Raw genomic sequence first — 12,670 nt, 5'->3', positions numbered from 1 at the left:
AAATAGTGAGCTCTGGTGGCTAAAATAGCGGCGATTATTTTTAAAATATGATTTTTTTCAATGTGTTATATATTTATTGCGGAACGGGTGTGGTCACTGCTTCAGGCCGTTGCGCAACAATGATAATAACCGGAGGGGGCGTAACTTTTGTTGCGCAATAAATCACAGAGAAATTGCGGTAAGGCAGAACGTATTTTTTTATTTAAAAACGGAAAGGAAATGATCTGCATCAAAGTAAAAAGGACCTGAATAATCAGGCCCATGATAACAGGTTAATCGCGGACCCAGCCTTTACTGATCGGGAAGGCAAATACCGTTCGATAAAGAGAGGAAAGCAGAGGTAACAGCGTAGCCCCACAAAGCTGCCAGAAGATTTGCGCAAACAGGCAGGAGAGCAGGCCAACCAGCATGCCGCCCAGCATATCAAGCGGCCAGTGAACGCCGAGATAGACGCGTGACCAGGCGATGGCGGCGCCGGTCAGCATTAAAATCCCCCCTGACCACACCCGGTGCCAGCAAATGAACGCAATCGCGAAGGTGAAGATAACGGTGCCGTGATCGCTGGGATAAGAGTCATCGGGCGCGTGCGGCAGGAACTGGTGACCCAGGCCAATGGCAAAGGGACGCGGATGCGGAAACAGGTGAGCCAGACACCAGGAGATTGCCAGAGCATACAGCAGTGCAATACCCGTTTTTACCACCAGCACCCGTTGTGACGTAAGCTGGCTGCGTCGTCCCCATAACCACAGGCCGACGATCAGCACGGGAACAATGGCAATCACATCGCGGGCGATGAAAGTGGCCAGGGCGATCAGCCATTCAGGGGAGTTCGCATCGGCGTTAACCCAGAGAAACAGCGCCCGGTTTAACTCTTCCATTATCAGGATTTCCTCGTCGTATTAAGCAGGTACGTTACGCACCCGAAAGCGATACATTGCGTCAGCCATACCCACCATGCCGCCCACAGATTGTGGGAAAGAAAATGGGCGCCGCGCATAATCTGGCCAAAACCCATCAGCATTCCAAGGGCGAATGCCGACCACCAGCAACACCAGGCCAGACGGGGCTGCCGTGGGTAAAACAGAAAGAACAACGCCAGAGCGCTAAAGCCGCTTGAGGCGTGCCCGCCGGGAAAGCAACGTCCCGGTCCGCTGTGTAACGGCACCGTGCCGAACAGCGGGTAGGAGACGGCTTTGCCGCCAAATTCCACCAGATCCCACGGGCAGGAGTGGGCGCTGGTGGCTTTCAGTACCCCGACAACCAGGGGACCGATGCCCATCAGCAACGCGACCAGCACCCAGCGTGGCTGACGGCGAATCAATCCGCCCAGCAGCAGCAGCAAGCCGCCGCCAATCACTCCATCCTTCAGCAGCCGATGATTAATCACATCCAGCCATGGATTATCCTTCCACGGAAACTGCCCGGTCAGCGGGTCGAACCACATCCGCGTCAGCGCCAGATCCCAACTTTCACTGCGTGACAGCCAGGTCAATACCATGGCGCTGAGAATCAATAGCACGAATTGTTTAAGATAAAATCCAGCAGGCAGGGGGTAAAGAGTCTGACTCTTAATTGCATGGCTCGTTTGGCTTTTGTTGAGGAATGATGACAATTTCATGACAATTGGGCTGTGGGATGAACATCAGCCTACTTTGACGCAGGGGGCTTAAGGAAACATTAAGGGTGACAGCAGGGAAGAGCAGCGGCAGAAAAGAAAAAAACCCGCGAATCATAAGATTAACGGGCTCCACAATAAGGGGATTTCAAAGAAAAGCAGTGGCACTAATTAAGACTTCAGCCGGAAAAAAAAGTTCTGTGAAATTTATTAATTATTTTCAGCCGCCTAAAATTGGCCAGATTATTACGATAAGTGTCCCTGCCAGCGTCAGCAGGACGTTAGCGATAGCATAGGTTCCTGCGTAACCCAGAGCCGGAATGTTACTGCGTGCGGTATCACTGATAATCTCCATCGCGGGCGCGCAGGTTCGTGCGCCCATGATAGCGCCGAACAGCAGGGCACGGTTCATCTTCAGGACCCATGCGCCAAACAGGAAACAGATCACCACGGGAACCAGACTGACCACCAGCCCGGCCCCCAGCATCAGTAAACCGGTCTCTCCCAGCCCTTTGGTGATGCCGCTTCCGGCGCTCAGCCCCACTCCCGCCATAAAGACCATCAGCCCGAACTCTTTTACCATGGTCAGCGCACCCTGCGGAATGTAACCAAAGGTCGGGTGATTGGCGCGCAGAAAGCCAAGCATAATGCCGGCAAACAGCAGACCTGCGGCATTACCAATACCAAAATTGAAACTGCTGAACTGGAAATTGATCATCCCGATCATCAGACCAATGATAAAGAAAGCACAGAACGCCAGCAGGTCGGTCATCTGACTGTGGATAGAAATAAAGCCGATGCGGTCTGCTACCGATTTTACGCGCCGCGCTTCACCACTGATATGCAGCACATCGCCTTTGTTCAGGATAATGCTGTCGTCGATTGGCATCTCAATCTGGCTGCGGATCACCCGGTTGAGGAAACAGCCATGATCGGTCAGCTTAAGCTGGCTCAGTCGTTTGTTCACCGCGTTGTTATTTTTCACCACGATTTCTTCGTTCACGATGCGCATATCCAGCAGGTCGCGATCAAAGACTTCTTTGCCGTTGCGGAAGCTGGGGTCAAGGCGTGAATGCGCGTCGGGGTAGCCCACCAGCGAAATTTCATCACCCTGCTGAAGCAGCGCATCGCCGTCGGGATTAGCGAGAATACCGTTGCGGCGAATGCGTTCAATATAGCAACCCGTCTGACGGTAGATCCCCAGTTCACGCAGGTTCTTACCGTCGCTCCAGGCTACCAGTTCCGGGCCAACGCGGTAGGCGCGGATCACCGGCAGGTAGACTTTACGCTGGCTGTCAGGGTCCAGGCCGCGCTCACGGGCAATCTGCTGGGCGCTGGTGGGCAGATCCTGATGCTGTAATTTGGGCAGGTAGCGTGCGCCAAATATCAGGCTCACCAGACCAATCAGATAGGTCAGCGCATAGCCGAGGCTGAGATGATCCTGAGCCTGGCTGAGGCTTTGCCCTTCGCCCAGCGTCTGACGCAGCGTATCCCCCGCCCCCACCAGGACCGGGGTGGACGTCATGGCGCCTGCCAGCATCCCGGCGGTGAGGCCAATATCCCAACCGAACAGTTTTCCCATACCAAGCGCAAGGATCATCGCGCTGGTGACCATCACAATCGCCAGCATCAGATAGTTTTTTCCGTCACGGAAAAAAATAGAGAAAAAATTGGGGCCGGCTTCCACGCCAACGCAAAAAATAAATAGCATAAAACCCAGATTCAGGGCGTCAGTATTTATCGAGAAATGCTGCTGGCCGAGCAGTAAAGAAACGACTAAAACGCCAATAGAATTACCAAGTTGAACAGAACCCAACCGAAGTTTGCCTAAACATAACCCCAGAGCCAGCACGACAAATAATAACAGAATGTAATTTCCACTTAACAAATCTGCGACGTTTATATTCACGGTTTAACTTCTTGTTTACCAGTAACCTATTGATAGGAAGGGGTTTATGCGCTAAATTTCATCCGCTGTCGATGGCTTTCCTGCTGTCTGTTAACCGCTGCGGGGTGATAGCAAGATAAAACGCGACTCATTTTAATCGCTATCCTGGTTCACAGCCAGCGCCCGACAGGCTTATTTTTTACCGTTTTTGTTATTAGCTTATTCCCAGGTCCAAAAAGCACATGTCCACAGTAATTGGGCTTAATTGACTCGTCGAACTGAATTGAATTGGGTTGAAAATAACCTGGAGAAAATTCTCGTGTGGATGAAAGGTATCCGTTGGCCAGGCCTGATCGCCTGCAGCGTACTTTATGGTGCGATCTACATCGCCGTACGCTACCCGTTACCCGCTGATTACGTTGGCCATGCGCAGCTGGGGCTGCTGTTGTTTGTACTGCCCGGCGCACTGGCCGCGCTGACGTCGAAAGAGGCACCGCTGACGGCGATGGTCGTGGCGATTGCCCTGGCGTCACCGCCTTGTCTACTGCTGATGCAGTCAGACCGTTTCAACAGCCTGGGTTTGGGCCAGGAGATTGCCTTTATCACCAGTGCGGTATTCTGGTGTGGTTCGGGCACATTGCTGGTGATGCTGTGGCGGACGCTGATGGAGATACATCAGCAGCAGGAGCGGAAAGGGGGTTTATAACGCTGATGCGGGCCGATCGAAACAACAGATCGGCCCCTGCGGTAACTCTCAGCGCGATGCGGTGAGAGTTACTGGAACAGGCCCAGATTCTTTTTAGCGTAGGCTTCGAACTCAGTACAGCCTCCGATGTGGGTCTCGTCGAGGAAGATCTGCGGTACGGTTTCTACCGGCTTGCCCACGGTTTTCTCTAAGTCAGCCTTGGTGATCCCTTCAGCGTGAATGTCCACATAGCGGAAATTAAAGTCATCACGTTCTTCCGTCAGTTTTTCAGCCAGCTCTTTCGCGCGGACACAGTAAGGGCAGGCGGGACGTCCAAAAATCACTGCAAACATAGGTTTCTCCTCAAAAGGGTCAGAACTTTAATGTGATTCAGGTCACAAATTATTGCTGAATGGCGCTTATCATGCCCTCATCCCCTGCTGAAAGGAAGAAGGAATTACCTGTTAGTTTGATTCGCTGCGCCTATGCACAAGGGCACAATCTGCGCTTTAATGTCCTGATGAAATCTGAATTATTCCGTCAGCTGGGGTGCCGTTATGCGTGCTTTTAGTCAACTTCCTCGTCCGGTGCTGGTACTGGAAGTCCTCGGTATTTTACTCCTGATTCTCTCTTACCTGACGTTACATGAAATGCTACCCTTGCCGTCGCCCTTTACCGGTAAACTGGCAGCTACGCTGATGATTTTTGCCGGTATTGCTCTGATGTTGCCTGCTGCTACGGTGATGATGTGGCGAACGGCCAAAGTAATGGCACCCGAACTTTTTAACACGCGCTCTTCGCGTGATAAGACCAAACCAGGAGATTCTCATGACGCCGACCATTAAGCTAATGCGTTCACACCGTTCGATTCGTGCTTTCAGTGACCAGAAGATTACCGCTGAGCAACGTGCCGCGATCCTCGATGCGGCTCAGTCGGCCTCGACCTCCAGTTTTTTGCAGTGCTCTTCCATTATCCGTATTACTGATACTGACGTGCGGGAGGCGCTGGTCACCCTCAGTGGTGGCCAGAAATATGTCGCGCAGGCCGCCGAGTTTTGGGTTTTCTGCGCGGATTTCAATCGTAATCAGCAGATTTGCCCGGAAGCGCAGCTTGGGCTGGCAGAGCAGCTGCTGCTCGGCTGTGTTGATACGGCGCTGATGGCGCAGAACGCCATGGTGGCGGCAGAGTCGCTGGGCCTGGGCGGCTGCTATATCGGCGGTATCCGTAACAATATTGCTGAAGTGACGACCTTACTGGGGCTGCCGAAATTTGTGCTGCCGCTTTTCGGGCTTTGCCTGGGCAGCCCTGAGCAGGATCCGGATACCAAACCGCGTATGCCCACCGCGATGCTGGTGCATGAAAACCGCTATCAGCCTGTCGATCCTGAGCTGCTGGCAGAGTATGACCGCGAACTGGTGGCCTACTATCAGTCACGCGACAGCAATCGCCGTTCGGAAAGCTGGAGCGAACATATCCAGAAAACCATCATCAAAGAGAGCCGTCCGTTTATCCTTGATTATCTGCATGCGCAGGGCTGGGCGACGCGCTAACCTTACCGGCCCCGGAGGCTTCTGGTGAAAATTGCCATTCTTTCCCGTGATGGTTCGCTCTACTCCTGCAAGCGCCTGCTGGAGGCCGCGCGCGCGCGCGGCCACAGTATTGACGTTATTGACCCGCTTTCCTGCTACATGAATATCAACCCCGGATCCTCGACGATTCATTATCGCGGGCGTCAGCTCGATCACTATGACGCCGTGATCCCGCGCATCGGTTCTGCCACCACGTTCTATGGTACGGCGGTGCTGCGCCAGTTCGAAATGTGCGGCAGCTATCCGCTTAATGAGTCACTGGCGATAGCCCGCGCGCGCGACAAACTGCGATCGCTGCAGCTGCTGGCCAGGGCGGGGATCGCGATGCCCGTCACCGGCTTTGCCCATTCCCCGGACGATACCCATGATTTGATTGAAATGGTGGGTGGCGCGCCGCTGGTGGTGAAACTGGTCGAAGGGACGCAGGGGATTGGCGTGGTGCTGGCGGAGACGCGCCAGGCCGCTGAGAGCGTGATCGATGCGTTTCGCGGCCTTAATGCGCATATCCTGGTGCAGGAGTTTATCAAAGAGGCGCGCGGGCGTGATGTTCGCTGCCTGGTGATTGGCGGGGAAGTGGTCGGGGCGATAGAACGCGAGGCGAAAGAGGGCGATTTTCGCTCCAACCTGCATCGCGGCGGCACTGCGCGACGCGTGACCATCAGTGACAGCGAGCGTGAGATTGCTATCAAAGCTGCCGCGACCCTCGGGCTGGATGTGGCCGGGGTGGATATCCTGCGCGCTTCCAGGGGGCCGCTGGTCATGGAAGTGAATGCCTCCCCAGGACTGGAAGGTATTGAGAAGACTGCCGGGCTGGATATAGCCGGGATGATGATAGGCTGGATTGAAGAACAAGCCCGCCCCGGCTTCTGCCTGAAAACGGGCGGATAGTTCGGTACCCCGCGTCAGCCGCTTTGGTAAACCGGCGCGGCGCCATCAGTTGAAGAAACCGGTGAATAGAATGACGCGGTAAAACGTTTACGCTAAGACTGTTAAACGGAGGTTTACCGATGATTCGTCCATTGTCCTTACTGAGCGTATTACTGCTGATGAGTCCGGCGCTGTATGCGGCGCCGGAAACCTATGCTATTTCCACCGACAGAACCGCGATAGGGCTTTCATGGCGTGCGTTTGGCCATGCTTTTTCTCAGGCTCAGTTACAGGGCGTGACGGGAACGGTGACGCTGGACCCGGCCGCAGACTGGGAAGATCATATTGAAGTGAAAATCCCTGTCGCCACGCTGGTGGCGTCGAATATCCTGCTGACCAGTCAGTTAAAAAGTGGGCTGTTTTTTGACGCAGCACATTATCCGTGGATAGTGTTCACCAGCAGCCGTGTGGTGGCGCTGGGGCAGGGGCATTTCAGGGTTTTCGGCCTGCTGTCGGTAAAAGATGTGCGTCGCCCGGTGGTGATGGACGCCGCACTGGATAACCACGGAGTACTGTCTCCCGGTGCGCAGACCCTGGCGCTTCATGCCTCGACGGCCATTTCACGCAGTGCTTTCGGGGTAGACCGCCTGGTGGGTATTGTGGATGACCGGGTGGCGATTGACCTGAAGATTGCCGCACAGGCTGCGCCACCCAGGGTTATTCCTTAAAAAGCAGCTTACGGGGCCATATTTCTGTCGTAATCATGGTTTTTGGCGACGTTTTTACGTAAGCTAGTGCGCAATTTTATTGCGGCAAGAGACAAAGAATATGGATTCACTCGTCGTTCCGGATCTCGACCTATTACGGCGTTGGCTGGATCAGCAAAGCATCACCTGGTTTGAGTGCGATTCATGCCAGGCACTCCATCTGCCGCATATGCAGAATTTTGACGGTGTGTTCGATGCCAAGCTCGATCTGGTCGACAACGTGATCCTGTTTTCCGCCCTGGCTGAAGTTAAACCGACGGCGCTGATCCCGCTGGTTGCCGACCTGTCGCAGATTAACGCCAGCTCACTGACGGTGAAAGCCTTCCTTGATATCCAGGATGATAATCTGCCAAAACTGATCGTCTGTCAGTCGCTGACCGTTACCGCCGGGCTGACGTATGGGCAGTTCGTCCACTTTATGAAACAGAGTGAAGAGCAGATCTCGATGATCGTGATGGAAGCATTTGCCAACCATCTGTTGATGATCGGGGAAGATGACGATCGGATTCCGCTGGCGGAAGGCCATTCCGTACTGCACTGATCCGCAGATTTCACCTCCATTATTTCCTGCGGGCGGGAACCCATTCCGCCCGTTTCAATCCTGACGTTGCCCCGCGTGCTCTCTCCCTGAATCAACTGCTGCTTTAAACGACAACGCCTTTAGCGTAGTAACCATTTTTTATTCTGCATTTTGCCCTTTAATGCCAGATATTAGTCGCTCTTTATGCCATATATGGCATATCACATAGAGGAAACATGCATAAAAAATCGATAAAAGGCGTTTTTTACGCTGAGGGCTGGTCTGGACCTGAGACTGGGGCTATTCTTGCGTGGCTGCATCATGCGTGCAACGTCCCCAGATATATAGGTTTTTAGTATTAACGGCCGGGTGAATATTGATTCATTCTGTAGCCTTTAAAGTTGAAACCTGTATGAAGAGGCAGGGGCTAACCAGCTCAGCTGCCCGGCATAAGTTTATCTCTGTTCAGGAGGAGGGAAGATGTTCAACCAACGTAAAAAATGGTTGTCAGGTGTGGTTGCGGGTACGCTGATGGCGATCTCCGCTGGCTCTCTGGCCGCAGATAAGACGCTGCACGTTTATAACTGGTCTGATTATATTGCGCCAAATACCGTGGCGGATTTTGAAAAGCAAACCGGTATTAAAGTGGTGTACGACGTCTTCGACTCCAATGAAGTGCTGGAAGGCAAAATGATGGCCGGCAGCACGGGCTACGATGTCGTGGTGCCTTCCTCCAGTTTCCTGGCGCGCCAGTTGCAGTCAGGTGTTTTCCTGCCGCTGGACAGAAGCAAACTGCCAAACTACAAGAATCTCGACCCGGATTTGATGAAAAAGCTTGAACAGCACGATCCGGGCAATAAATACGCCATTCCTTACCTGTGGGCCACCACGGGCATTGGTTATAACGTTGAAAAAGTGAAAGCCGCGCTGGGCAAAGATGCGCCGGTGAATAGCTGGGATCTGGTACTTAAGCCGGAAAATCTGGAAAAGCTGAAGAGCTGCGGCGTGTCATTCCTCGATGCTCCTGAAGAGATTTTTGCCACGGTGCTGAACTATATGGGCAAAGATCCTAACAGTAGCGATGCGAAAGACTATACCGCCGCGACCGATCTGCTGTTAAAACTGCGCCCAAGCATCCGTTATTTCCACTCTTCCCAGTACATTAACGACCTGGCGAACGGCAATACCTGTGTGGCCATCGGCTGGGCGGGTGACATTCTTCAGGCGAAAAACCGTGCTGTTGAAGCCAAAAACGGCGTGGATATTGCCTACAGCATCCCTAAAGAGGGCGCCCTGGCGTTCTTCGATATGCTGGCTATCCCGAAAGATGCGAAAAACGTCGATGAAGCCTATCAGTTTATTAACTATCTGATGGAGCCAAAGGTCATGGCGCAGATCTCCAACAAGGTGTTCTATGCCAGCGGCGTGAAAGCGTCCCTGCCGTTTGTTGACCCTGCGATTCGTGATAATCCTGGGATCTACCCAACGCCGGAAACCATGGCGAAGCTGTTTACCCTGAAAGTGCAGGAGCCGAAACTTGACCGTGTGCGTACGCGTGCATGGACTAAAGTTAAAAGCGGTAAGTAACGAATAACCGTTTCACACTCGTTAAGCAGCAGAGGCGCGGTTACCGGCCTCTGTTTTGTTATTTTTAGGGGTGGGCAGAAGGAAATCCGCACAGCCGCCCTCCCATTTAGCGCCGGAGTATAATGGCCGTGAATGACGTAATTCCCCGTCCTCAAAGCAAAGCAGACAAGGCGCTGACGCCCCTGCTGGAGATCCGCAATCTGACCAAATCGTTTGACGGTCAGCATGCGGTGGATGATGTGAACCTCACCATTTATAAAGGCGAGATCTTCGCTCTGCTGGGCCCGTCAGGCTGCGGTAAGTCTACGCTGCTGCGTATGCTGGCTGGCTTCGAATCGCCAACTCAGGGTCAGATTGTGCTGGATGGTCTGGACCTCTCCCATGTGCCGCCGTATCAGCGCCCGATTAATATGATGTTTCAGTCCTACGCGCTGTTCCCCCATATGACGGTGGAACAGAATATTGCTTTCGGACTGAAGCAGGACCGTTTGCCGAAAGACGTCATTAACGAGCGTGTGGCGGAGATGCTGACGCTGGTGCACATGCAGGAATATGCCAAACGTAAGCCGCACCAGCTCTCTGGCGGTCAGCGTCAGCGCGTGGCGCTGGCCCGTAGCCTGGCCAAACGGCCTAAGCTGCTGTTGCTGGATGAACCAATGGGGGCGCTGGATAAGAAACTGCGCGACCGTATGCAGCATGAGGTGGTGGATATTCTGGAGCGCGTCGGCGCCACCTGTGTGATGGTGACCCACGATCAGGAAGAAGCGATGACCATGGCCGGTCGTATTGCGATTATGAACCGCGGCAAGTTTGTGCAAATCGGTGAGCCGGAAGAAATATACGAGCACCCGACCACGCGCTTCAGCGCCGAGTTTATCGGGTCGGTTAACCTGTTTGAAGGCCTGCTGCGCGAGCGTCAGGACGATGGTCTGGTGATCGACAGTCCTGGGCTGATCCATCCACTTAAAGTCGCTTCCGACGTCTCCGTGGTGGCTGGCGTGCCGGTATCCGTGGCGCTGCGCCCGGAAAAAGTGATGCTGTGCGAGGACCTCCCGGCCGACGGCTGTAATTTTGCCGTGGGTGAAGTGGTACACATTGCCTATCTCGGCGATCTGTCGATTTATCACGTACGTCTGCACAGTGGGCAGATGATCAGCGCCCAGCTACAAAACGCGTATCGCTTCCGCAAGGACACGCCGACCTGGGGTGACGAAGTGCGTCTCTGTTGGGATGCCGACAGCTGTGTGGTCTTAACGGTGTAACTATGAGCCAATATTCTGAACGCACGACGAAGCCGCCAAGCGGCCAGCAAACCGGATTTAAAGGTCTGATCACGCGCCTGCAAACCGCCTACGGGCGCAAGCTGGTGATTGGTTTGCCTTATCTCTGGCTTGCGCTGCTGTTTCTGCTGCCCTTCCTGATTGTTCTCAAGATCAGCTTTGCCGATATTGCGCGCGCCAGCCCGCCGTACACCGAGCTGCTGAGCTGGGCCGACGGCCAGTTGACGATGGCGCTCAACTTTGGCAACTATCTGACGCTGACCGACGATCCGCTGTATATCGATGCCTACCTGCACTCGCTGAAGGTCGCCGGGATTGCCACGATTATCTGTCTGGCGATCGGTTATCCGCTGGCCTGGGCAGTGGCACATGCTTCACCTTCAATGCGCAATATTCTGCTGCTGCTGGTGATCCTGCCTTCCTGGACCTCGTTCCTGGTGCGGGTGTATGCGTGGATGGGCATTCTCAATAATAACGGGATCCTTAACCGCTTCCTGATGTGGACGGGGATGACCGATCATCCACTTACCATCCTGTATACCGATGTTGCGGTCTATATCGGGATTGTTTACTGCTATCTGCCGTTTATGGTGTTACCGATCTACACCGCGCTGACGCGTATTGATTACTCGCTGGTGGAAGCCTCGCTTGACCTTGGTGCCCGCCCGATCAAAACCTTCTTTAGCGTGATTGTACCGCTGACCAAAGGCGGGATTATCGCTGGTTCAATGCTGGTATTTATCCCGGCGGTGGGCGAGTACGTTATCCCTGAACTGCTGGGCGGCCCGGACAGTATTATGATTGGTCGCGTGGTGTGGATGGAGTTCTTCAACAACCGTGACTGGCCGGTGGCCTCGGCGCTGGCAGTGATTATCCTGCTGATCCTGATCCTGCCGATTATCTGGTTCCACAAACATCAGAATAAAGAGATGGGGGACAAGGCGTGAGTCAGTTACCGGTTATTCGCTCAAAGTGGCGCACTGCTATTCTCGCGGTCTGTTTCTTCTTCCTGTATGCGCCGATGCTGCTGCTGGTGGTGTATTCGTTTAACTCATCGCAGCTGGCGGCGTGGGAGAGCTTCTCGTTCCACTGGTATCACGTGTTATTTAACGATGATGCGATGATTCGGGCGGTAACACTCAGCCTCTCTCTGGCCGGTCTGTCGGCTACGGCGGCAGTGATCCTCGGCACCATCGCCGCGATGGTGATAGTGCGTTTCGGGCGTTTTAAAGGCTCCACTGGCTTCGCCTTTATTCTGACTGCACCGCTGGTAATGCCGGATGTGATCACCGGGCTGTCGCTGCTGCTGCTGTTTGTGGCGATGAGCAACGCTTTCGGCTGGCCTGCCGAGCGCGGGATGCTGACAATCTGGCTGGCCCACGTGACTTTCTGTACTGCTTATGTGGCGGTGGTGATTAACTCGCGCCTGCGTGAGCTCGATCGCTCGATTGAAGAAGCCGCGATGGATCTGGGGGCTACGCCGCTGAAGGTGTTTTTTGTTATCACCGTGCCGATGATTGCTCCTGCGATTGTTACCGGCTGGCTGCTGGCCTTTACCCTGTCACTGGATGACCTGGTGATCTCCAATTTTGTCACCGGACCGGGGGCTAATACCTTACCTATGCAGATTTTTGCTACCGTACGCCGTGGTATTAACCCGGAGATTAACGCGCTGGCGACGTTGATCCTGCTGGTGGTCGGCATTGTCGGTTTTATTGCCTGGCGGTTGATGGCCGGTAAAGAGAAGCAGCGAGTGAAGGATATTCAGCGTGCGCGCAGGGGACATTAATCGTGTCACCATATACGGGACGACCGGAAAAGAAGGTCGTCCCCTACGTGATTTCCGGGGATAAATCACCCAAGCAGGGGCT

General features: G+C 54.0%; 14 protein-coding genes. 10 read left to right on the top strand and 4 right to left on the bottom strand.

Translation table 11 applies throughout. The annotated features are described in order from the left end of the window. Nucleotides 1–272 precede the first annotated feature (272 nt). The 3 genes from ybjG to ABEH87_RS07280 form a co-directional block, all read right to left on the bottom strand. Complete coding sequence (gene ybjG / locus ABEH87_RS07290) at nucleotides 273–878, bottom strand: undecaprenyl-diphosphate phosphatase (protein WP_346575275.1); 606 nt, start codon at nucleotides 876–878, stop codon at nucleotides 273–275. 2 nt (nucleotides 879–880) lie between these two features. Then, a complete protein-coding gene (locus ABEH87_RS07285) occupies nucleotides 881–1,618 on the bottom strand; it encodes a phosphatase PAP2 family protein (protein WP_346575273.1) in 738 nt (245 codons plus the stop codon). A 217-nt stretch (nucleotides 1,619–1,835) separates the two neighbouring features. After that, on the bottom strand, nucleotides 1,836–3,524 hold the full coding sequence (locus ABEH87_RS07280) for an aspartate:alanine antiporter (protein ID WP_346575271.1): 1,689 nt from the start codon (nucleotides 3,522–3,524) through the stop codon (nucleotides 1,836–1,838). A gap of 304 nt (nucleotides 3,525–3,828) precedes the next feature. Here ABEH87_RS07280 and ybjM point away from each other — a divergent pair, with 304 nt between their 5' ends. Next, a complete protein-coding gene (gene ybjM, locus ABEH87_RS07275; protein ID WP_346575269.1) occupies nucleotides 3,829–4,209 on the top strand; it encodes an inner membrane protein YbjM in 381 nt (126 codons plus the stop codon). Nucleotides 4,210–4,277: 68 nt separating this feature from the next. Here the strand turns inward: ybjM and ABEH87_RS07270 are convergent, their stop codons facing one another. After that, on the bottom strand, nucleotides 4,278–4,541 hold the full coding sequence (locus ABEH87_RS07270) for a GrxA family glutaredoxin (protein ID WP_346575267.1): 264 nt from the start codon (nucleotides 4,539–4,541) through the stop codon (nucleotides 4,278–4,280). 204 nt (nucleotides 4,542–4,745) lie between these two features. Between ABEH87_RS07270 and ABEH87_RS07265 the strand changes: the two genes are divergently transcribed. The 9 genes from ABEH87_RS07265 (at nucleotide 4,746) to potI (ending at nucleotide 12,588) form a co-directional block, all read left to right on the top strand. Next, on the top strand, nucleotides 4,746–5,033 hold the full coding sequence (locus tag ABEH87_RS07265; protein ID WP_346575265.1) for a YbjC family protein: 288 nt from the start codon (nucleotides 4,746–4,748) through the stop codon (nucleotides 5,031–5,033). Beyond that, nucleotides 5,017–5,739: an oxygen-insensitive NADPH nitroreductase gene (gene nfsA, locus ABEH87_RS07260; protein ID WP_346575263.1), complete on the top strand. Its 723-nt coding sequence runs from the start codon at nucleotides 5,017–5,019 to the stop codon at nucleotides 5,737–5,739. The genes ABEH87_RS07265 and nfsA overlap by 17 nt, the downstream gene beginning before the upstream one ends. Nucleotides 5,740–5,763: 24 nt before the next feature. Next, nucleotides 5,764–6,666 carry a 30S ribosomal protein S6--L-glutamate ligase gene (gene rimK, locus ABEH87_RS07255; RefSeq protein WP_346575261.1) on the top strand — a complete coding sequence of 301 codons (903 nt, stop codon included), beginning with the start codon at nucleotides 5,764–5,766 and terminating at the stop codon, nucleotides 6,664–6,666. A 119-nt stretch (nucleotides 6,667–6,785) separates the two neighbouring features. Then, entirely contained in the window at nucleotides 6,786–7,373 is a 588-nt protein-coding gene (locus ABEH87_RS07250; RefSeq protein ID WP_346575259.1) for a YceI family protein, read from the top strand. A 100-nt stretch (nucleotides 7,374–7,473) separates the two neighbouring features. Further along, on the top strand, nucleotides 7,474–7,953 hold the full coding sequence (locus ABEH87_RS07245; RefSeq protein WP_346575257.1) for a YbjN domain-containing protein: 480 nt from the start codon (nucleotides 7,474–7,476) through the stop codon (nucleotides 7,951–7,953). Between the two features lie 459 nt (nucleotides 7,954–8,412). Continuing rightward, nucleotides 8,413–9,519: a spermidine/putrescine ABC transporter substrate-binding protein PotF gene (potF, locus tag ABEH87_RS07240; RefSeq protein ID WP_346575255.1), complete on the top strand. Its 1,107-nt coding sequence runs from the start codon at nucleotides 8,413–8,415 to the stop codon at nucleotides 9,517–9,519. A gap of 128 nt (nucleotides 9,520–9,647) precedes the next feature. Beyond that, nucleotides 9,648–10,781 (top strand): putrescine ABC transporter ATP-binding subunit PotG, encoded by a 1,134-nt coding sequence (potG, locus tag ABEH87_RS07235; protein ID WP_346576176.1) that lies wholly within the window; start codon nucleotides 9,648–9,650, stop codon nucleotides 10,779–10,781. A gap of 2 nt (nucleotides 10,782–10,783) precedes the next feature. Beyond that, nucleotides 10,784–11,746 carry a putrescine ABC transporter permease PotH gene (gene potH, locus ABEH87_RS07230; RefSeq protein WP_346575253.1) on the top strand — a complete coding sequence of 321 codons (963 nt, stop codon included), beginning with the start codon at nucleotides 10,784–10,786 and terminating at the stop codon, nucleotides 11,744–11,746. After that, the gene (potI, locus tag ABEH87_RS07225; protein WP_346575251.1) at nucleotides 11,743–12,588 is read left to right on the top strand and encodes a putrescine ABC transporter permease PotI; all 846 of its coding nucleotides are present in this window, start codon (nucleotides 11,743–11,745) and stop codon (nucleotides 12,586–12,588) included. The genes potH and potI overlap by 4 nt, the downstream gene beginning before the upstream one ends. The last annotated feature ends 82 nt before the right edge of the window (nucleotides 12,589–12,670 follow it).

This window comes from Erwinia sp. Eh17-17 (genome assembly GCF_039675725.1).
Taxonomy (GTDB): domain Bacteria; phylum Pseudomonadota; class Gammaproteobacteria; order Enterobacterales; family Enterobacteriaceae; genus Erwinia.
Note: the sequence above shows the minus strand (reverse complement) of the source record. Positions and strands in the feature narration are given on the sequence as shown.